General features: G+C 46.3%; 12 protein-coding genes and 2 pseudogenes. 8 read left to right on the top strand and 6 right to left on the bottom strand.

Annotated features, from left to right (window positions below; genetic code table 11):
• Positions 1-505 precede the first annotated feature (505 nt).
• The 5 genes and pseudogenes from JGK11_RS19665 to JGK11_RS19645 form a co-directional block, all read left to right on the top strand.
• Positions 506-667 (top strand): annotated as a pseudogene (locus JGK11_RS19665) (redoxin domain-containing protein); the annotation flags it as partial.
• 239 nt (positions 668-906) lie between these two features.
• Positions 907-2205, top strand: coding sequence for an RNA-guided endonuclease IscB (iscB, locus tag JGK11_RS19660; RefSeq protein WP_293212557.1), 1299 nt, complete (start codon positions 907-909; stop codon positions 2203-2205).
• A gap of 63 nt (positions 2206-2268) precedes the next feature.
• Positions 2269-2568 (top strand): annotated as a pseudogene (locus JGK11_RS19655) (peroxiredoxin); the annotation flags it as partial.
• 69 nt (positions 2569-2637) lie between these two features.
• Positions 2638-3093: an NUDIX hydrolase gene (locus JGK11_RS19650; protein ID WP_293185753.1), complete on the top strand. Its 456-nt coding sequence runs from the start codon at positions 2638-2640 to the stop codon at positions 3091-3093.
• Between the two features lie 158 nt (positions 3094-3251).
• On the top strand, positions 3252-4058 hold the full coding sequence (locus JGK11_RS19645) for an alpha/beta hydrolase (RefSeq protein WP_293185754.1): 807 nt from the start codon (positions 3252-3254) through the stop codon (positions 4056-4058).
• 434 nt (positions 4059-4492) lie between these two features.
• Here the strand turns inward: JGK11_RS19645 and JGK11_RS19640 are convergent, their stop codons facing one another.
• Complete coding sequence (locus JGK11_RS19640; protein WP_293185755.1) at positions 4493-5392, bottom strand: pantothenate kinase; 900 nt, start codon at positions 5390-5392, stop codon at positions 4493-4495.
• 318 nt (positions 5393-5710) lie between these two features.
• On the opposite strand from JGK11_RS19640, the gene JGK11_RS19635 reads away from it, so the two are divergent.
• The 3 genes from JGK11_RS19635 (at position 5711) to JGK11_RS19625 (ending at position 12046) form a co-directional block, all read left to right on the top strand.
• Positions 5711-7810, top strand: coding sequence for a GAF domain-containing protein (locus tag JGK11_RS19635; protein ID WP_293206657.1), 2100 nt, complete (start codon positions 5711-5713; stop codon positions 7808-7810).
• Between the two features lie 414 nt (positions 7811-8224).
• The gene (locus JGK11_RS19630; RefSeq protein WP_293185758.1) at positions 8225-9952 is read left to right on the top strand and encodes a diflavin flavoprotein; all 1728 of its coding nucleotides are present in this window, start codon (positions 8225-8227) and stop codon (positions 9950-9952) included.
• 348 nt (positions 9953-10300) lie between these two features.
• On the top strand, positions 10301-12046 hold the full coding sequence (locus JGK11_RS19625; RefSeq protein ID WP_293185760.1) for a diflavin flavoprotein: 1746 nt from the start codon (positions 10301-10303) through the stop codon (positions 12044-12046).
• 158 nt (positions 12047-12204) lie between these two features.
• On the opposite strand, the gene JGK11_RS19620 is transcribed toward JGK11_RS19625, so the two are convergent.
• The 5 genes from JGK11_RS19620 to JGK11_RS19600 all read right to left on the bottom strand — a co-directional run bounded on the left by JGK11_RS19620 (position 12205) and on the right by JGK11_RS19600 (position 22112).
• Positions 12205-13656 (bottom strand): methyl-accepting chemotaxis protein, encoded by a 1452-nt coding sequence (locus tag JGK11_RS19620; RefSeq protein WP_293185761.1) that lies wholly within the window; start codon positions 13654-13656, stop codon positions 12205-12207.
• A gap of 635 nt (positions 13657-14291) precedes the next feature.
• Complete coding sequence (pgsA, locus tag JGK11_RS19615; protein WP_293185762.1) at positions 14292-14810, bottom strand: CDP-diacylglycerol--glycerol-3-phosphate 3-phosphatidyltransferase; 519 nt, start codon at positions 14808-14810, stop codon at positions 14292-14294.
• Between the two features lie 462 nt (positions 14811-15272).
• Positions 15273-15983 carry a sugar transferase gene (locus JGK11_RS19610; protein ID WP_293191465.1) on the bottom strand — a complete coding sequence of 237 codons (711 nt, stop codon included), beginning with the start codon at positions 15981-15983 and terminating at the stop codon, positions 15273-15275.
• A 394-nt stretch (positions 15984-16377) separates the two neighbouring features.
• Positions 16378-20718: a hypothetical protein gene (locus JGK11_RS19605; RefSeq protein WP_293212555.1), complete on the bottom strand. Its 4341-nt coding sequence runs from the start codon at positions 20716-20718 to the stop codon at positions 16378-16380.
• A gap of 221 nt (positions 20719-20939) precedes the next feature.
• A complete protein-coding gene (locus JGK11_RS19600; RefSeq protein ID WP_293191469.1) occupies positions 20940-22112 on the bottom strand; it encodes an RNA-guided endonuclease TnpB family protein in 1173 nt (390 codons plus the stop codon).
• Positions 22113-22514: the final 402 nt, after the last annotated feature.

Below are 22514 nucleotides of genomic sequence, written 5' to 3'. Positions count from 1 at the left end.
CGACTGAGAGTCTCTTGAGTCGCTCTTCATCAGCGCGCGATCGGGACGCAACATTTTTTACTTGCGAAAATATTCTAAAAACTCTTGACCGAGAAGCGGGGCCGGGGCCCCTAGCTTCAGATATGGGGCCCCGGCCTGTAGCGGCGACCGCCGCCTAGAAACGAGTGCGCGGCCCCGGCCACCGTGATAAAATAGTAGAAGCGATTAAGAATCACCATCTACACGTTGAATCAATCTAGTACGGAGAAATCCCGGCAACCGAGATATCTGGCGCGAGATCCAGAATACTTAAAGGGCAAATAAAGGCAGATTGAGGAGTGTACCTAACTGGCAAAAGTGATGGACTCAAGCAAGCAAAACATACTAAAAGTAAGCCCAATCGCAACATCTTCGGATAGTTGATCTTGAGGGTCTAGAGGGACACTTGAATGTCCCGCTGTCGCCTTTTCTAGGTGGGCAGGAATCCCCGTTGCTTCAGCGCTGGGGAGGTTCAAAAATACCACAAATGACACTAAATCCTGGTGATGTAGCCCCTGTTTTCAGCCTGCCCGACGCTGCCGGCCAACTTGTGGGCCTCGCAGATTTTCGAGGCCGACGAGTTGTACTTTATTTTTATCCTCGGGATAACACCCCCGGCTGTACCAAAGAAGCTTGTGCCTTTCGCGAGTAGCAAAGAAATGGAGTAAATCGGAGTTTCCAGTTTACCCCAGGGATAAAAACCCTGCTACACCAGAATAAGATCCTTGAGATCTACGCTACCTGAGGTCAAAACCCCAATAGAATTCGCTAGTTCTAAGCGGTTTGGCAAATAGAACATTGCCTAGTTTTTGAAGGTGAAACACTATTGCCAGTGACAAGTCTCAGGAGCATTTTCAAAGCAAACATCACCCGAAAGGCGAAGCAGAAATGCAACCAACCAAACAACAGAACTGGGTATTTCAAATCAACGGAGATAAGCAACCGTTAGATATGATTCACCCCGGCAGATGCCGAGAATTACAAAATCGTGGGAAGCTTGCCAGTTTTCGCAGATTCCCTTATGTCGTAATCCAGCAACAAACTATCGAAAATCCCCAAACAAAGGAATACATCCTCAAGATTGACCCAGGTAGTCAGTGGACAGGGTTTGCCATTCAATGTGGTAATGATATCTTGTTTCGAGCAGAACTAAATCACCGAGGAGAAGCAATCAAATTCGATTTAGTTAAACGGGCAGGGTTTAGACGTGGAAGACGTTCGCGCAATTTACACTATCGCAAGAAACGCTTGAATCGTGCCAAGCCAGAGGGTTGGTTAGCTCCATCAATTCGACACAGAGTGCTAACAGTTGAAACTTGGATTAAACGCTTTATGCGGTATTGTCCAATTGCCTGGATCGAAATTGAACAAGTTCGGTTTGATACGCAAAAGTTAGCTAATCCAGAAATAGATGGAGTTGAATACCAACAAGGTGAATTACAAGGATACGAAGTGCGTGAATACTTGTTGCAAAAGTGGGGTAGAAAATGCGCTTACTGTGGCACAGAAAACGTACCGCTAGAAGTTGAGCATATTCAATCTAAGTCGAAAGGGGGGAGTAGCCGCATTGGAAATCTAACTCTAGCTTGTCATGTCTGTAACATCAAGAAAGGCAACTTGGACGTTCGCGATTTATTGGCAAAATCGCCTGATATTTTGAAGCAAGTTTTAGAGAATTCCACAAAACCGTTAAAAGATGCGGCTGCGGTCAATTCAACCAGATACGCAATTGTGAAAATGGCTAAATCTATTTGCGAGAACGTGAAATGCTGGTCTGGTGCAAGAACGAAAATGAACCGAGTGCGTCAAGGTCTTGAAAAAACTCACAGCCTTGATGCTGCTTGTGTTGGCGAGTCTGGGGCAAGCATTCGAGTTCTCACCGATCGACCTCTATTGATTACCTGTAAAGGTCATGGCAGCCGCCAATCCATTCGAGTTAATGCTTCTGGATTTCCGGCAGTGAAAAACGCTAAAACTGTTTTTACTCACATTGCAGCAGGTGATGTAGTCAGGTTTACTATCGGCAAAGACCGGAAAAAAGCTCAAGCTGGAACTTATACGGCAAGAGTTAAAACACCTACTCCAAAAGGGTTTGAGGTTTTGATCGATGGCGCAAGAATAAGTCTCTCAACCATGAGCAATGTAGTTTTCGTACATAGGAGTGACGGCTATGGCTATGAGCTTTAATTTGCTCCCGTTGACTCGGAATTACTCCAATAAAACGATTTCTAGCGATCGGACTACGAGTCGCGAAATATTGCAGTGATCGGTGTCAGTACAGACGGGGCAAAATCTCACACCAAGTTTGCAGCTAAATATCAACTGCCTTTTCCCTTGCTGTGCGACTCAAACGCCGAAGTGGCAACCGCCTACGGTTGTTACGGACTCAAAAAATTTATGGGCAAAGAATTTATGGGCATTACTCGATCGACCTTCGCGATCGACCCTAATGGTAGGATTGAAAATGTTTGGCGCAAAGTCAAACCAGAATCTCACGCAGCGGAGATTTTAGGACAGTTGCCGGACATTTTGCCTGAAAGAAGAATATAATAATTCTGACCCCAAATCTGCGAGATAGCAGGTCTAAAATTACTTTCCCCTAAACAAGCTTTTGAGTGTATGCGTAGATTGTGGCAATTTGTACAGACTGTGCTGGGTCTGATTTTTCGACATCCCGTCACTGGTACCGCCGTGATTCCTGTGTTACCTGACGGGCGAATAGTGTTAATTCGACGCCGCGACAACGGTCGCTGGGCACTTCCGGGAGGTATGGTGGATTGGGGAGAGGATATTCCGACAACAGTGCGCCGAGAATTGGCGGAGGAAACAGGACTCGATTTAGTCAAAATTCGTCGCTTGGTGGGCGTTTATTCGGCTGCCGATCGAGATCCTCGCTTGCACTCGATTTGTATCGTGGTGGAAGCAGAGGTGCAGGGCAAGATGCAAGTTCAGGATTCGCTTGAAATCAGCGAGGTGGAGGCTTTTTTGCCGACTGCGCTGCCGGAAGACCAGCTTAGCCATGATAATGGCGAACACTTGCAGAACTATTTTCAAGGCCTGACAACTTTAGCGTAAATTCTCAGGGCATCTACATTTGAGCAACGTTGGGAATTACCTCACCTTAACAAGCTACCTTTTATTAGTAGGGAATTAATTTTTAATGTTTCCATGCTTTAATTTATGATATCTGAACATTAATTTAATAATCTTTTTATTGCTGAATATTAAACCGGATGTACTCACCGTTACGCAATTCTCGGGTCAAACTCTCTTTAGGACACATTTTCTGGCGCGAAGTCGGCAGAGGCCCAAATTTAGTATTTTTGCATGGTTCTTGGGGCGACGGCAGTCAGTGGCTGCGGACGATCGAGCTTTTGAGCCCGGACTTCCAATGCTTCGCACCAGATTTGCTGGGCTTTGGCGACTCGGAACACCCAAATGTTAATTATTCGATCGATCTGGAAGTAGAATGTCTCGCCCAATACCTCGATGCTTTGAACCTGCAAGAGGTTTATTTAATTGGTGACTCTTTGGGCGGCTGGGTGGCTGCTAGCTACGCCATCAAATATCCCGATCGAGTTCAGGGTTTAGTGTTGTTAGCCCCAGAAGGCGTCAAGGCTGGCAACCAGGGGGGGCGGTGGCAGACGGCTAGCTGGCTGATAGCTCAACCTCCGTTGGCATACTGGTTGTTGCGATCGATCTATCCAATTGCTAAGTTGCTGGGGGGTCAAAAGCAGATTGACAGACTGCTAAACTTGAGACAGCAGTTGATGCAGTCCCCAGTTGCCGTGCAGTTGCTGTTCGGGCGGCGGCGGTCTGAAATTATAGCAGAGTTAGTTGATGAGAATTTGGCCTTGCTGAAAGCGCCTGTTTTGGTTTTGCAAGGTTCTGAAGATACCCCCGCAGCTTTGTCTCTGTGTCAATCCTATGCCGCTCTGGCTCCTAATGCCGAACTGGAATCTGTCAGTCCGGGAGACATCAATTTGCCGCAGGAAGTCCCGGATATTGTTGCTCGCTATATTCGCCAGTTTGCCAAATGAATTGGTCATTGGTACACCTTTTAAAAAGGTATGTTGTTGCGCTTGAGCGCTCTTTATATGCAAGAGCGCTTAAGCGCAACAACGTGCCTAATATGCAAGAGCGCTTAAGCGCAACAACGTGCCTAATATGCAAGAGCGCTTAAGCGCAACAACGTGCCTAATAAACATTAACCTGCATAATAGAGCCAGTTGCTGCGTTTAACACTGTGTTGATTGAGGCAGATTTTTTCTGTTCTTATTATTCCCATTCCGATTGATTGCAAAGAATTGGTCGCCGTCAACATTTAACAAACTAATATGAATTCAAAAAAAATACAACCGTATGCCCCTGTTCCAAACCTGTACGGAATCAATCATTACCAATTCTTCAACATCAAATCTCAATCAATTGGTCAATCCCCCAATCCCTCAATCTAAAATCTAAAATCTAAAATCTAAAATCCCACGGTTCCCCAAAAAATAGCCTCTGGTGCGTCAATTACCGAGGAAGCCGTATCGGGAAATAGTGCGGTCAGGTATTTCAATAACAAAATGCGATCGCCCCCCGTGACTGCAATTTTGCTATTCGGAAACAACCTCCGCCAATCTTCAATAAAATCCCTAACTCCTGCCACCGCCGCATATACAACCCCGCTTTGAATTGCCCCAGCAGTATCTGTAGCCCAGCGACGCGGCAGATTTTCTGGTAAGCCTACTGAGGGCAATGCAGCGGTTTTTTTCCCTAACGAGGACAACTGCAAACCCAAACCCGGTAAGATGGCACCCCCGACTAAATACCTATTGACATTAGCCCCAGTAAATGTTAGAGCTGTACCAGCATCTATCAGTAAAATTGGCCAACCCAATTGGTTGCCAGCACCCAATAAAGCTAAAGCTCTGTCAATCCCCAGGCTAGGATAGAGTCCCCCGATCGGTAACTGGTCTAAAGTAATAATTCGGACTTCAGGATAACTCTGCCAAATTGCTGTTTGCTGGGGAACTACTGAGGCCAAAACTAAAGGTGGCGGCACTACAGAAAGTGTGTGAGGACTAGACACAGCGGGAGTAGCAGGAAGACAAAGCAGATTTTGAGCTGATATTTGCTCGATCGACCTCATCACCGTTTCCACCAAATATTCCGCTTTTTCTGCCTCACAGAGCCGGGAAACAGCATCAGTTTTGAGATGCTCAGTATCCCATGTTCTCTCCAAAGTTCTGCCCTTAAATAATCCCCAGTGCAACCGCGAATTGCCGATCGCCAAAGCTATTTTAACCAGGCTTTTACCTGTCAATCCAGCGATCGGGTTGTCAGTGCCAGATCCCGGACAAAAATTGTCGGCAATTGAGTTTTTCATGTTCATCGATCGATCGCGCGCAAACATTATCACTAAAGATAGATTTTAGATTAATTTTATTCGCTTAGGGGGACGGTTAACTCTAATTGACATCTGACGAAAAAGATGGCGCGTGCCTCATTAGTATTGTCGGCTCCTTGACCATAATTATTATTTATAAATATTTGTAAAGCAAATAATTGCTATGCTCGGGATATATCATTTATAATGTTTTAATATCGTCCTAAATTCGTGGTAGCGACGATCTGCTGTTGGCGGGGTAAGCAAATGTGTAAACAACCAGAGTCTATCAAAATACTGTACAAGTGCTGAGTAAATATGTCTTTAAAAATACAACAACAAGAAACCCCCTGGCAGAGACTGACTGCGCGGTTGCCTGAATCAGGTAACTGGAATCAAGAAGAAGGTCTTTCGCTGCCGGAAGTAGACCAACAAAAAGCCATCATCGTGCAGATGCAGCAGCAAGTTCAGCTATCAAACTTGCTCAACGAAATTAATAACGAAATTCGCAGCACCCTTGATATAGAACAGATTTTAACATCGGCGTGCCGATTGCTGGGGCAAGCGCTACAGTGCAGCCGCGCGAGTATTTTAGTCAAAGAATCCAATACAGAAAAAACGTTGGTCACGCGGGGAGAGTACAACGCGGGAGACTATCCCATACAACTGGGGATGAAAGTACCGATTACTGACAACCCGCACTTGGCCGCAGTCGTGTCTGGACAAGAGTCGCTAGCATTGACGAAGTTTCTGGATTTTCCGGGGTTAAATGCACAAACCCGAAAAATTGCCGAGACTTTGGAAATTAAGTCAATGCTGGCAGTCGCTACTCGCTATCAAGGTGAAGTGAATGGCATAATTGGCTTGCATCAGTGCGATCGCGAACGGGAATGGACTGATTGGGAACGGCAACTGTTAGAAGGGGTAGCATCGCAATTGGCGATCGCGATCAATCAAGCCAAACTCTACAGCAAAACCCGCCGTCAAGCCGAACGAGAATCTCTGCTGCGACTGATTGGCAACCAAATTCGCAGTACCCTGGATCTGGGAACTATCCTGCAAACAGCGGTGAGAGAAGTCCGCCAATGGTTGCAGTGCGATCGGGTAATTATCTATCAGTTTGAAGATAACTGGCAAGGAACAGTTGTCGTTGAAGATATGACAGTTCCTTGGCCTTCCATTTTAGGAGATATGGGGGAAGATAAGTGTTTTAGGGGAAATTATGCCGATCTTTACCAGCAAGGGCGAGTCAAAGCAATTAATGATATTTTTCAGGCCGGTTTAGAGCCTTGTCACGTTGATTTTTTAGACAGCTTGCAGGTAAAAGCTAATCTGATCGTACCGATTGTTACATCCCAAAGCGCAGACAATTCACTTTCTACAGACATAAATTCTCCTGTAAAATTTCCCGGTAAACTGTGGGGTTTGTTGATTGCTCACGAGTGTCACGATACCCGGAATTGGCAGCGCCAAGAAATGGAGTTGCTGTCGCAGCTAGCCGATCAAATGGCGATCGCGATTCAGCAAGCAGAACTTTACAGCCAAGTCCGAGAAGCGGCAGTCAAATCTCAAGCTCAAACCCAGCAATTGCAAGCAGCCCTCCAAGAATTGCGATCGGCGCAGCAGCAATTGATTCAAAGCGAAAAAATGTCTGGTTTGGGGCAAATGGTAGCGGGAATTGCTCACGAAATCAACAATGCCAACAATTTCATTCACGCTAACTTGTTTCACGCTCAAGAATATTTTAAAGTCTTAAACGAAGCTCTAGAATTGTGCGGGAATGCCTGCCCAGAAGCAGCGGAGGCAATTGTCAGAATCAATGAAGAACTAGAACTCGATTACGTTCGAGATGACTTTGGCAAACTGCTCAATTCGATGCGGGAAGGCAGCAGCAGGATTAGAGCGATCGTGATGACGCTGCGAAATTTTTCTCGCTTAGATCACGCAGAATTTAAAGCTGTGGATTTGCATGAAGGTTTGGAAAGCAGTTTATTGATGCTGCAAAATAAACTAAAATCAAATATAAAAATTGACAAGCAATACGGAAATCTGCCGCCAGTCAAATGTCATGCCGGTCAAATCAACCAAGTATTTTATAATTTGATTGACAATGCCTTAGATGCGATCGCCTGGGCCGACAAACCGGGAGAATTAACGATCCGCAGTTGGCAAAGCGAGCCGGACTGGGTAACAATCTCTGTGCGCGATACAGGAAGTGGCATTCCGGCGCACATTCAAGACAAGATTTTTGACCCGTTTTTTACGACTAAACCTGTAGGAAAAGGTACTGGTTTGGGGCTTTCAGTGTGCTATCAGGTAATTGTACAAGCTCACGGCGGGCGGATTCGGTGCGTCAGTCAGGTTGGTGAAGGCACTGAGTTGATTGTGGAGTTACCACTTACTAATCAGAAGGGATAAGATTTGTCATATTATTTCCTCCGAGAACTCCCACAATAAAATTCGATCGTTGGCCCCAACGTAACAACACTTCGGAGAGTTTCAGGGCCGCCCTATGAGCGGCTAGAAACCCGGTTTCTACGAGTTTTTTGTTGGGAACGAGAAATATACGAAGAAACCGGGTTTCTGAGGTCGCGGGTGCGTGTATTTTTTTTTAGCTCGATCGGCAAAATCATAATTTTGTCAAGACCCGATCGGTAGATTTGTGCAAAAACTGGCGTGAAGCGAATCTATCGGGTAGGGAATCGCCCAACTCAAACATTAATAACTTTGAAGTTACTTAACAGCATCATAAGAAATTTTATGAAGATTTACAAAAGAAACGTGTCAGAATGGAAACAATAAGGTAATGGATAACAGACAAGGAGGCAGAGTATGGTAGCCCTGACTGAACGAGTCCAACGCAGATTGACGGTGGAAAAGGTCGAAATTGCCTCTGATACAACGGCAATTCGATGCCTGGACTGGGATAGAGACCGTTTTGACATCGAATTCGGGCTCAAAAACGGTACAACTTACAACTCTTTCATCATTCGCGGCGAAAAAACAGCCCTCGTAGATACCTCGCACGAGAAGTTTCGCCAGCAATATATGGACACTCTGAAGGGGGAAATTGACCCGAAAGAGATTGATTATCTAATTATCAGCCACACTGAACCAGACCACAGCGGTTTGGTGAAAGATGTGCTGGCTTTGGCACCCCAGGCGATTGTCGTGGGGGCGAAGGTAGCAATTCAATTTTTAGAAAACCTGATACACCAGCCATTTGAGCGACTTGTAGTCAAAAATGGGGACAAACTAGATTTAGGAAACGGCCACGTTATCGAATTTGTGTCGGCGCCGAATTTGCACTGGCCTGATACTATTTTCAGCTACGACAGCAAAACTCAGGTGATGTTCACCTGCGATGCTTTCGGGATGCACTACTGTTCTGACAGTACCTATGATGACGATTTAGCGGCGGTTGAGGAGGATTATCACTTTTATTATGAGTGTTTGATGGCTCCAAATGCTCGATCGGTACTGAGTGCAATGAAGCGGATGGCCGAGTTGGGAGAAATCGGTACGGTGGCAACCGGTCACGGGCCGCTGCTCAGGTACAATGTGGTGGAACTTACCGGACGTTACAAAAAGTGGAGCCAAGAACAAGCTAAGGCAGAAACCACTGTAGCGGTATTTTACACTTCTGATTACGGATTTAGCGATCGCCTCGCCCAAGCCATTGCCCACGGGATTACCAAAACCGGTGTCGCCGTAGAAATGATGGACTTGAAAACCGCCGAATTGCAGGAAGTGCGGGAACTTGTCGGTAGCGCTGCGGGGATTGTGATTTGTTCGCCACCGAGTAATGGCGCTGCTGCGGAGAATGCCGAAGCTGCTATTAACACAATTTTAGTTGCAGCTAACAACAAACAATCCTTCGGTTTGTGCGAATCCGGCGGTGGCGATGACGCATCGATTTATCCGCTGCGAAACAAGTTCAAAGAGTTGGGTTTGAAAGAAGCATTTCCCAACATTTTGATTAAAGAAGCGCCGACGGAAGCGATTTATCAAGTTTGCGACGAAGCCGGTACCGACTTGGGACAGTGGCTGTCGCGGGACAAGGCTGTCAAACAGATGAAATCCCTGGATAGCGATGTTGATAAAGCTTTGGGACGCATCAGCGGCGGATTGTACATTATTACTGCTCAAAAAGGCGAGGTTAGCAGTGCGATGTTGGCTTCTTGGGTGACGCAAGCCAGCTTTAAACCGCTGGGTTTAACTATAGCAGTTGCGAAGGATCGGGCGATCGAATCGATGATGCACGCGGGTGATAAGTTTGTACTCAACGTGCTGGAAGAAGGCAATTATCAAAGCTTGATGAAGCACTTTTTGAAGCGTTTTGCCCCAGGTGCCGATCGATTTGCCGGAGTTAAAACTCAACCTGCTACCAACGGTTCTCCGATTTTGACCGATGCTTTGGCCTACATGGAATGCGAAGTGGTCAGCAGGATGGAACTTTCGGATCATCATATCGTATATGCTACGGTCGATAGCGGCCGCGTCTCCAATCCCGAAGCACTGCCGGCAGTTCACCACCGCAAAGTCGGCAATCACTATTAGTCAGTTGACAGTTGACAGTTGACAGTTGACAGTTGACGGTTGTCAGTTGTCAGTTGACTGTTGAGTGTTGTCAAAAGCAAGAGAGAAATTAAACCCTCGAGTTTTTTGTCTTTCTTGTCTGAGTCAACACACTCCAAAGGTATTAGTAAGGTGCGTCAGCCGAAGTTTTATTCGAGTTAATCATCAACTATCTGCTGACGCACCCTACATTTAAACACAGGACGATGCTACTGTATTTCTTCCTTTCTCCCTCTGCGTCCTCTGCGTCCTCTGCGGTTAATAAAAAAAATCTCATTCACAAAATCAACAGTTTCCCCCTTGCAAACTTAATATAGATAGGTGCAATTAATGACTAATACTTTGACTCCTAGACTCGCATCTAATACCAAACCCCGCGACGTGCAGTTTGTCCCAATTGCCACAGATACCGCAGCAGTGCGATCGCGCACTTGGGACAGACTAAAATTTGAAGTAGAATATTCCCTGCAAAGGGGGACAACAGCCAACAGCTATCTCATTCAAGCTGACAAAACTGCTTTGTTCGACCCGCCGGGAGAATCTTTCACCCAAAATTATCTGGAATCTTTGCAGAAACGGGTGGACTTGAAAATGCTGGATTACATAATTTTGGGGCATTTCAATGCTAACAGATCCGTCACGATCAAAGCTTTGTTAGAATTGGCTCCACAAGTAGCTTTTGTTTGTACGAATCCGGCGGCTATTGGTTTGCGATCGGCTTTTCCCGAACAAGAGTTAAACATTATGATCGTTCGGGGTGAAGAAACTCTTGATTTAGGTAAAGGTCACAAATTAAAATTCCTGGCGACTCCGACTCCGCGCTGGCCTGATGAACTTTGCACCTACGATCCGCAAACTCGAATCGTGTTCACTGACAAATTTTTTGGTTCTCACGTTTGCGGCGATCAAGTATTTGATGAAGGCTGGAGCGTTTACAGCGAAGATCGGCGCTATTATTACGATTCCCTGCACGCATCTCAGGCGAAACAAGTGCTGACAGCAATGGATAAATTAGCTGATTTGCCAACAGCATTTTACGCTCCCGGTCACGGGCCGATCGTCCGTTACGGCCTCCACGAATTGAGCAATTTGTATCGGGAATGGAGCCAACAACAAAATTCAAAAGACTTGACAGTTGCTTTGATTTATGCTTCGGCTTACGGCAATACTGCTACTTTGGCGCAGGCGATCGCCAAAGGGATTACGAAGGCCGGTGTTGCTGTAGAAAGCATCAATTGCGAATTTGCCGAACCGGGAGAAATTCAAGAGGCGATCGAGAAATGTGCCGGATTTATCATCGGTACTCCGACGCTAGCCGGACACGCACCGACGCAAATTCAAACGGCTTTGGGAATTGTGTTGTCTACAGCAACTAAAAGCAAATTAGCGGGGGTTTTCGGTTCTTTTGGCTGGAGTGGCGAGGCGATCGACTTAGTGGAAGGAAAATTAAAAGATGCTGGCTATCGGATTGGATTTGAGCCGATTCGAGCCAAGTTTAAGCCGACGGCTGCGACGATTCACGAGTGCAAAGAAGCGGGAACGGATTTTGCTCAAGCCTTGATTAAGTCGCAAAAATTGCGGGCGCCGAAACCGCAGTTGACTGGTGGGAGCGATCGCACGGAACAAGCTGTAGGAAGATTGGTAGGTTCCCTGTGTGTACTGTCGGCGCGGCGCGGGGATGTCACGAGTGCGATGTTGGCTTCGTGGGTGTCGCAAGCCACGTTTAGCCCTCCGGGTTTGACGATTGCGGTGGCTAAAGATCGATCGATCGAAGCTTTGATGTACGCCGGAGATAAATTTGTGCTCAACATCTTAGCAGAAGGGCGACAGTTGCGGAAGTATTTCATGAAAAACTTTGCTCCGGGAGAAGACAGATTTGCCGGAGTTGAAACAACAGAAGCTAGCAACGGCTGTCCAGTTTTGACTGATGCTTTAGCTTATCTCGAATGCGAAGTGATCGGTCGGATGGAATGCGGGGATCACTGGGTGGTTTATGCGGCGGTTGAAAGCGGTCATTTGTTGAAAAATGACGGGGTGACAGCCGTGCACTACCGGAAATCGGGGAGTCATTATTAAGCTGCATAGGTACGTTGTTGCGCTTCAGCGCGCTCTTTCCTAAGATCCGGAAAGAGCGCTGAAGCGCAACAACATACCTTAGCCAGCCTTTTGGTAGTTTTATATATGCTATCCTGACAATTAAACCGCACCTTACAGCTTTTTACTTCTTCCTTCTACTAAGCCATTTTATTTAGTTCTGCTGCGGTTTGGTTGAGCAGTTCCGTACAAACTTTAACTTGAGCAATGCTAGTAGCAGTTTCTGTTGCTCCTAAATTAACATGGTTCATTGCTGCGAGCACTTGTTCAATTGCGATCGCCTGTTGGTTAGCATTTAGAGCAATTTGTTGATTGTTCAAAAATACCTTGTCTATCGCCTCTGCTACACCAGCAAAAATTTCTGTTGTCCCCCTAGCTTGTGTAATTCCTTGTGCTGCGGTTTTTGAACCTTCATCCGTTACCATCACCGTGTAGCCGATCGCAACTTGAATTTCTTTAGCTAGAACATTAATTTTATCGGCTGATTGTTTACTTTCATCAGCTAGTCGCCGAATTTCTGTCGCGACAACAGCAAAACCCTTGCCGTTTTCCCCAGCACGGACTGCTTCCACAGCAGCATTAAGAGCTAACATATTTGTTTGGTTAGCGAGATCGGCTACCAGGTCAGAAATCCCACTAATTTTAACAGTATTTTCGTTCAAGTATGTAATCTGTTTGGCGATCGCGTCTACTTTTTCTTGCAGAGTTACTATTCCCTTCATCGTCTTTTCTACAGATTGATTTCCAGACTCAGCTAGGGTTAGTGCTTGATGCGACGAGACTGCCGATGCTTCTGCTTGCTTGGCCGACAAAGACGATGCAACACTTAACTCGTTCATCGTCGCAGTAGTTTGATTCACAGCATTAGCTTGCTGAGATATCGTGTATTCTTGTCGCTCGACTGCGGCAGTAATTTCCATGGAAGAAGAAGCAATCTTCTTGACAGATTGCACTATGGGGTTAACAATATCGCGGCTGACGATCGCAGTCAAGATTACTGCGGACAACAAAGCAAAACTCAGAGTACAGACTAGCAAAACTGTCAAACCCTGAATATTGGCTTCAATTTCCTGATGTTTTGTTTCGCCAACTTTTCGCTGGAGTTGGATTAGTTCTGAAAAAGCCTCAACTGTTTCGGCACCAAAAGGAGTTGTCGTAGCTGCGCGATACTCTGCTGCTTCCTTAAGTTTACCTGCTTGCTGCAACTCAAACCACTTAGGTCTGGCCGCAATATACCTGTGATAAGCATCTTGCAGCTTATGGAAAGCAACTTGCTCTTCTGCGGTGAGTTCGCCTTTGGCATATTCTCGCAGGTTATCGTCAATTATTTTGTATAATTGTGGCTCTTCGGTCAAAATGTCCGATCGCTTGGATGGTAAAACTAGAAACTGTGGGAAGCCGTAACGCAGCTTCCACAAAGCTGACTCTGAGTTGGCTAGAGCCACCGTCCCCTTAACTTGATATGCGTACATTTTCTCCGCATCTTGTGCTAATTCAACAGTATTCCGCCAACCCACAAATCCGACTACTGCGAGTAAAGCCGTCAAAGCTCCAAAGCTAGCCAACAATTTAGCCCGAATTCCTAAGTTCATTATTTTTGCTAATTTGCAATAGAGTATTTCCTAGCAGCGCTATTAATAGCAGTTATGGACGCACCAACATTCAATAGACTTGCATGGCATTCATTAGCTCGCTTTTCTTTGAACGATCTGCGTTCATCTGCGTCGATCTGCCTTACATCTGCGGTTGACTGATATGTTAACCGCAGATACAATTCCAGTCTAGTCAACTACTGTTTCAATTGTGGCGATCGCAATCCAGGATATTTTTGGGTCAATTATGGACGCAAGAACGCCACAGATTGGCTCTTCCCACATTGGGCGCCCTCGGTTTTTACTTGTTTTTATAGAGCTATTAAGCTATAAATTATACTTTTATACCGCGTGTTAAGTAATGAAAAACTTTTTTAAAGGCATAATTTATTACTGTAAGGATGGATTATTCTCAGTAATTATACTGTGTGAGCCTATTCCTAAGCGGGTGCGGAATGTGCGATCTCAAGCATGGCAATTTGCCATACCACAAAGTGCTTGTATAGCAGATTAGTGCATCCAGAATTCTTCGTCAAAAACGTTTTTGTGTACATTCCAGCAAAGTTCGATCGCCCGTTGCGACCTTAGCTAGCTAGAATATCCAATTTGTATTCAAACCAATAACTTGCTCATCCTTACTTTTCCTCAGCAGTCTTGGACGGCCAGAGATAGATAGCGCCAGAAATTAAAGTTAAACCCACAGAAACCCAAAACGCAATTAATGCCGGAACGTTCCAGTCTTCGGAGAGGGGAGCGATTAAAAGTGCGATCGCCACAATCTGACTCACCGTCTTCAACTTGCCCCAAATATTAGCTCCCGAAATCGTAGTTTTATTAACACGCCACCCCGCAATTGTCAACTCCCGCCCCAAAATTAAAAACACTGCCCAAGCCGGGACTTTACCCAACTCAATCAATACTAAAAGCGGTGCGAGTACCAACAATTTATCCACCAAAGGGTCGAGAAACTTACCCAAATCGGTAATTTGGTTCAGCTTTCTAGCCAAATACCCGTCCAGCCAATCAGTAGCCGCCGCTACCACAAAAATCGCGGTACAAATCCAACGGCTTTGCGCGCTTGGGTCGTACAAACCGTAGAGCAGAAACGGCACTCCCAATAAGCGAGAAAAAGTAATCAAATTAGGCAAATTCATAAGACAGTTAATAGTTGACAGTTGACAGTTGACAGTTGACAGTTGACAGCTTGTCCGAAGAACGCAGTCGAAGAGTTGACAGTTGACAGCCTGCCCCCCGATCGCAGTCGAAGAGGGAGCATCTCAGTTTTGCAAGAAGCATTTTTTATGGTAGTGCGAGCGTCCCCGCTCGCGTGCTTATACAAGCACGCGAGCTTAAGAGCTCGCACTGTAAATGCAAAACTGAGATGCCCCCGATCGCAGTCGAAGAGAGCTGGTCGTTGGGCTGACAGTTGACCGAAAGAAGAAAGATGAAGGAATAAAAGAATAGTAAAAAAATTAAGGGCAAGCTTTTTACAAGCTTGCCCTTAATTTAGCATTTTTTGGTAGCTGTTTAACTTTGAGCAAAACAGCTTTTAACTTAATATTCATCTAATCGAAGCTCACAAAAAACAACCCAAAACAACCGATCGACTAAATCAATTAACACGCACCGTGTTTATTCAATACAACCCAAATAGTTTTGCAAATCAGGCTGATGTCGTAGACAACAGACCACTTGCGCTGATAGTCTAGATCCATGTGCACAATATCGTCAAAGTCTTTAACTCCAGAGCGTCCGTTGACTTGCCACTCCCCAGTCAGACCGGGTTTGACATTTAAACGCTGCCAGTGAAAGTCCTCGTAGCCTGCGACCTCATCGGGAGTTGGCGGTCGAGTTCCCACCAAACTCATGTCCCCGACTAGCACGTTCCAGAATTGAGGCAACTCGTCCAAGCTCGTGCACCGCAAAAAGCGACCGATGGGGGTAATTCGCGGGTCATTATCATTCTTGAAAATGTGACCCTTGGCTTGGTTGGTAACTAGGTGTTTGAGATTTTCTGCACCTACAACCATCGATCGAAATTTCCAGATTCTGAAATGCCGTCCTTTGAAGCCACAGCGAACCTGACTGTACAGCAGCGGGCCCCGACTGTCCAAAAGCATCACTAGCGCTACCGGCACGGCTAACGCCACAGCAATTGCCAGTCCTAACAACGAGCCCAAAATATCGATCGACCGCTTGACCTTACTTGTTACGGATCGGTGAAGTGGCTGTTTTGATACACAAACTCTGTAAGTAGGTTTCGGAATAAATAACGAAAGCATTTCTGATAACACTGATAATTTAGAAGCACCCATCACAAATTTCATCTGATTAGTCTCAAGATTTAACAAGATGATCTCACGTCTATCTTATGAGACTCTCCCGATCGCGAGAAGAGGAACTCCAGGGCTTTGCACAATCTTTAAAAAGCTGCTACTCTTTTATAAAGTTTGTGTGTATTTATTTTAAAAATGTATAAATTTTAGGTAAAATTAACTAGATTCAACAAAAAAAGTGAGTTTTTGAGCGCCACAAACCCGGTTTTTATAAGCAATATTCGGGAAGAAAGGGATAATTCGCCTCAGAAAACCGGTTTTTTGCAGTTTACCAGAAAGAATCGGTTGAAAGCCCGCCCGCCTTCGAGAGAGAAATTAAAATCAGACTATTCATTACTCCAATCCTCGGACTTAAGGGTAGAGTTCGCTCTCCTTCGGTCAACTGTCAACTGTCAACTGTTGAACGATCGATATCCGTGGGAATATCCCAAGCAATTGTTAGTGGCTCCAACAATTTTTGCTGGCTGCTAGAGGCAAGTTTGCCTAAATATTCGCGAACAACAGAGGCGTGTTCCACATTCAAACGATAACCCCGCGAAACATCTTCAAAGAAAAGCGGCTCCGCCAAAATTGCTTGCCAATCCGGATTTTGCCTCGACTCCTCGGCTAGCAGCATGAAATCTTCCTCCTCTGGCAAAAGCCCCGCCGGCAATCTTCCTTCCAAAATCCCCAGAATTCGGGGCTCGCAGGTGCGGGTGTTCACGCCCTGGCGTTCGAGCAACTGCAAAATTTCCTCAAAGCTCAGAGTTTTCTTACCCAAAACCTGCATTAATTCCCACAGCAGAAAAAAGTCGCTGTACTGTTGCTGTCGCACATCCAAAATTTGAGGATAGAGAGCTAAACTTGCCAACCCGCAGGCAACTTGACCGCTTTTTTTTGAAGAGTTTGTGCTTTGAAATACGGAATTTGAGGCGAAATTGTAAATTTCCGAAATATCTCGATCGCTCTCCAATTCGCGATCTTGAACCACGATCGCATTCGGCAGCTTTTGTCGCAACCAGCGGGCGATCGCAGGCCAACCACCCATGCCCCCAGTACAAATCGCCTGATTGATTCGGGCCGACGACATTCCCGCACGGCTGAGCAAAGCATTCAATTCACGATTCAACTGCTGTACAAAAGGCACTAAAACCAAACTTTCCAAATCTCGACGCTTCACTTCCCAATGCTGCTGGTCAATATCAAAAGCAAAACTTTCTTGATGTTGCAAAATAACTTTCAAATGCCTTGCCACTTCTAACAATTGCAGGCCAAAATCTGAAGATTGCAACCGCTGCTGCAATTGATAGCGACTCGGTAAATCTGGATGACCAGGACGCGGCAAATCGATCGACATTCCCCAACTTTCATTCTTAGCCAACAACTGACAAATAATATCTTGATCGAAAGCATTGCCAGCCGCATCAAAACTTTGGCAAGTAAAATCAGCACGAGTTAAATCTTGAAGATTTTCCTGCAACTCAACTACAGCTAATTCCACCGTGGCAGCCCCCGCATTCACAATCAAAGTTCCCCCGCTAAAAGAGGAAGCATTGACAGTTAGCGGTGCAGCTTCTGCAAGGGAGCTTTCAATAGTATCCATTGCCGCAGATTGCACTCCTGTGGCATTTTTTATAGGAGTTACAGCAGCAACCAAAGTGGCGATCGCATCGGGAACCACAAAAATTTGTGCGCCCGAAGCCACCAGATCCGCGCCCAAAACAGCCTCCCGCAGGTTAAACCCATAGGCCTGAGACCAGCTTGCTGGAGTCCCCAAAATCACGCCCTGCAAGTCTTGCAGCGCCGCATCCAGAATTTCTGGCGTCAGTCCCGAAGCTTTACAGATTAAATGGGAAATTGGCAATAGAGCAGAATTCGCCTCCGGGCTGGCAGAATCCAAAACTTCCGGCGATGTGCGAAATTTTTTCCCCTGGTGCTTTCGATTCAAAGTAGCCAGCAGCGCCCGCACAGCGTGCAGCGGTAGGGCGATCGACACAGCCAGATCGGATGACCACTGCAACAGCGGTTCGTACATCCCACCAGTTGCCCGCTGATAAGGAATGCCCACCTTTAAAGGCAATTTAAAATTTTGCAATAAAAATTCTCCCGCACGCAAATCCAACTGCGGGGATCCCACTGACTTGACTGTCACCTGCGGGCCGCTGGTGGCGGTTGGGGCTGTTTCCTCGATCGCCGCGACTGAGGGAATCCGAAAGCTCGCGCTGGCTGCGGAAACCTCAGCCTGGGCTGTTTCCCAGTAAATTGGGTGCAACTGGCCGCTGGCGCGATCGAGCAAAGCCGCCGACAGCCCGCTGGAACCAAAATCAAGGCCCAAATACCAGAGAGAATTCGGGCGTTTTTGGGATTGAGAGGATGAAGGGGCGATCGCACCTGGAACAGAATGTAGCGCTGACTCTTGCTGCTGCCCAACAGCAAACTCTCTAGATTCGGTTATCTCCTCAACAACCCCGGCTTTACTCTGTCTGGAAATTAGGTTTTTTTTTTGACTTTTTGGAGGATTTGACGGCAGTTCCTCGGTTTCCGGAGTTTGGGCCACTTCTGGATCGGTATCCTTCAAACTCGCCAAAATCTCGTCTAGCGTCAAATTCGATTCATCTTCACCAGCAAACAAATCATCCTCAAGTTCATCCTCCAAAACAAAGGGTTCATCTTCAGATGAAAGTTCCAACTCATCGGAGAACAAATCCTCCAGCGATCCGAGTTCTTCCTCCGCCGCTTCCGCAAAGGGATTGTCTGCACCGTCGTCAGGGGAACTCCCCAATAAATCCAAGTTGTTAGAAGCACTTGAAGTCGATCGCCTTGGAGCATTATTATCCGAACCCTCGAGATTGTAGAGGTCTGCCTCCAACAGTTCCATCGTACTCACATCCAACTTGAGAGCTCGATCCAGGTCATCTTCTAATGCCTCAACCGGCAGCAAATCCTCCTCCGGCGAAGCTTGGATGTAAACATCGTTGAGCCCTTGGGACGAGCTTCCAAAATCTCCAGTTTGAACATCACGGGCACTGGGTACACGGGTGTTCCTGGGTTGGTTCGAGCTAATTCGATCGCCCGCGCTCGCAGTCGGGGGCCCCTGCTCAGGACGCGGCCCCGGCACAGCAGCAGTGTCGAAATGCTCGCCTAGGTTTTGAGCCATTTCTAGATTTTCTCGATCGTCCAACTCAAGTTGAGGCTCGATCGAACTTAAGGCTGACGGTGCTGAAACTTCAGCTACTGTTGTAACTTGCGGTTCAAATAAATCTTCAGTATCTAAAGTTAGAGCCTCTACAGAATTACCGATTGCAAATTCTGAATCTTCATCTGCTAGAACATCTTCCAGCGATTCGCCTTCATCCAGTAGATTTGCAAACAAATCTTCCGCAGAATTTAGGGGTTCTGTAGTTTCACGCTCTGCCACTGATGGAGATAGTACCGCTTCTGTCGCGGCAGCACTTTCCGTATTTTCGATCGTGAAATCTTCCAGTTCTAATTCTAGTTCTGCGACTGTTTCTCCCGCGAACAAACTAGCGTACAAATCCTCAACATTTTCGTCATTTTCTGCTAAGAAATTTTCCGAATCAGCACCCGAAAAGCGAGTTGGCTGTGGAGGGATTTCCGGTGAAGAACCGAACAAATTATCTTCCAAATCCGGGAGCGAGAGAGGAGTTTCAATGCGATCGCGATCGCGCCTCAACTTTCCGAATTGCGAAGAAATTTCTGTCCCGGCGTAGGGCAATCTGTCTTGTTCTGGGAGTTCGCCACTGCGCTCTTCACTTTCGGCATCGGCTGATGAGTGGATCTTGGTATTTGAGAAGCCGCCAGTAGCAACAGAGCGATCGGATGCGGTTGGGGAACCTGTTTGGACATTTGCCAGGGCGATCGGCTGCTGCACGTAGGAAGAGGCTTCTCGTCCCAACTGTGCGACCAAGTGATTAACAAAAGTCGCGAACATTGCCTCGCTCTGCTGGCTCAAACCATGCATATTTTCAAGTCCTTGGGACAAGGAAGCTTGATAGCTTTGCAGATTTGCTTCCAAAGCCTCGAACACGATACCCATCGTAGAATCGAGCCTCATCAGCAGACTGTCAGCACTAGCTTGGAACCGTTGCATTTGCTCCAATCTCTGAGCCGGTGTTAGCAGCGGGAGTTCTTCTGAGGTTTGTGCGCTTAAAGCCGATTGCTGCGATTGTGCAGCAGTGCTTGGTAATAATTGATTTTCTAGGCTACCAAAAATTTGGGATAAATCGCGATCCAAGGTTTCTTCCAAGCGCCCCGTCAGTACCTGCAAGAATTCAGAAATGATTTGCTGTTGGTTTGCTTGTTGCTGAGCTAGGGATTGTTGTTGCTGCCGTTTTGCTTCTAGCTGTTTGATTTCTTGAATGAGGGCTTGTTGCTCTTGTCGCAGAGCTACTATTTCTTCTTGGAGCGGCCCCGTCAAACCCGATCGCAGGTTGGTGATTTCCTCAGTGACGGCAAGCATAATTTGCTCTGTTGCTGAGGGGCGATCGATCCTCGGGGGCATTTTGGGTACTGGAACTGGTTCCGGGCGGACAGTTGGGCTGGCGGGCCCCTTGCGGGCAGCTACCTTTGACTCTGAGGAAACCAGATAAGTGCGAACTCGCTCTAAAAGTTGGCGCTGGTGGACAGTATCGATCGAACCCGTCCAAGGCAAGCGGGGTGCGGGCTTGCTGAGTACCTCATCAATCTCAGCAATCAGTGCTTGAATTTTGTACTTCTGAGAATTCAAGGGCGGAACCTCTGGGAATGCGGCTAAGTAGAAACTTTATTGAAAAAAGATTGAAGTCAGGCGGCAGCTATGCCAATAGATAGAATAATCTGAATGTGAGTCCGTCAATAATTGACTAATATTTGCTGACAACTTTGAATTAACCTTTTGCTTTTGCCTTCGGTTGACTTCTATTGCCTTGACATCCACCCCGTCCTCTTATGAGCGGGGATTCCCAATCGTCACCGATCGGGTTTCTGCTTCATAGCACCCGCCCTAACAGACTTGCTCTGTTCGGGTCTTACGGTCGCTCCACAGACTGCAACGGCTAGCCCAGCCGCCAAAATATTTTTTGCAGCGTTAATATCGCGATCGTGGTTTATCCCACACTTAGGACATTCCCATTCTCGAACATTCAACGGCAATTTTTCAACAATGTGACCGCAGTTTCCACAGCGTTTAGAACTAGGAAACCAGCGGTCTATTTTTACAAACTCTCGCCCATACCACTCGCACTTGTAACTTAGTTGGCGAATCAACTCACCCCAACTAGCGTCACTAATAGCAAGAGCTAATTTATGGTTTTTCACCATATTCTTGATAGCTAAATCCTCAACTACAATCGTTTGGTTTTCACGAATAATTTGAGTTGTCAGCTTGTGCAAGAAGTCTTTGCGAATATCGACTATTTGTGAGTGGACTCTAGCCACTTCCAACTGTGCCTTGTATCGATTGTTACTTCCTTTTTGCTTTTTGGCTAGGGCTTTTTGCTTTCTTTTTAATTTTTTGCGAAGTTTTTTGAATTGTTTGGGATTAGCAATCTTGTCGCCATTACTGGTGGTAATCAGGCTAGCGATCCCTACATCCAATCCGATAGTTTTATCGGTTTTAGGAAGCGGTTTAATCGTATAGTCATTTACGAGTATGGAGACATACCAACGTCCAGCGGGTGTTAGTTTTACGGTAACAGTAGACGGGATGCACCCTTCGGGAATTTGCTGGCTCCAGCGAATAGGTAACGGATCGTTACACTTTGCGAGAAACAGTTGGCCATTTTTCCAACGGAAAGCTGATCTAGTAAATTCAGCGCTACCGCCGCTGTGCTTTTTCTTGAAATTAGGATATTTAGCTCGTCCTCCAAAGAAGTTGGTAAAAGCTGTTTGAAGGTGTCTAAGTCCTTGTTGAAGGGGTACACAACTAACTTCGTTCAGGAAATCAAGCTCTTCTTCTTGTTTCCAATTTGTTAGCATTGAGGAGGTTTCTTTGTATCCAACCCTCTCTTGACGCTCATACCAGGCTTCCGTGCGAGCGGCTAAAGCCTTGTTGTACACTAACCGAGTGCAACCCATTGTCCGTCGCAAGATATTTTCTTGCTCGGTGGTTGGGTAGAATCGGTAGCGGTAGGCTTTTTCCATCTTCACATAGTATCAGGTCTTTTGTAAGGCAATCGATTTGTTTTGTATATTTTTGTAAATCCGTTTTATAAGGACGGGGTTTCTACCCATTTTTCTGATGATAGGTTAGGCGGTACTTCCGCATCAAATGCCCGCTTCTGTTGACTGCAAGCGCTCTCCAATTCTGCGGCTGCTTTCCTTGTTTCCGGACACAGACAGGCGATACCCGAAGACGGATAGCAGCGATCGCCCGAACTGCCACTGCCTCACCCATAACCGCTCGTAAAAACATGGACAAAGCTACCCAAAAGTAGTCAATGTTATACATCTACGTTAGTAATTTTAGTCCACAGTCCTAAAACTACAGGAATAAACGGCAATCCCTCTATTCCCTTCATGAAGTCGGGAATTACTTTTCTCGCT

This window comes from Microcoleus sp. PH2017_34_RAT_O_A (assembly GCF_020737885.1).
GTDB lineage: Bacteria > Cyanobacteriota > Cyanobacteriia > Cyanobacteriales > Microcoleaceae > Microcoleus.
This window is presented reverse-complemented; position numbering and strand designations above follow the sequence as displayed.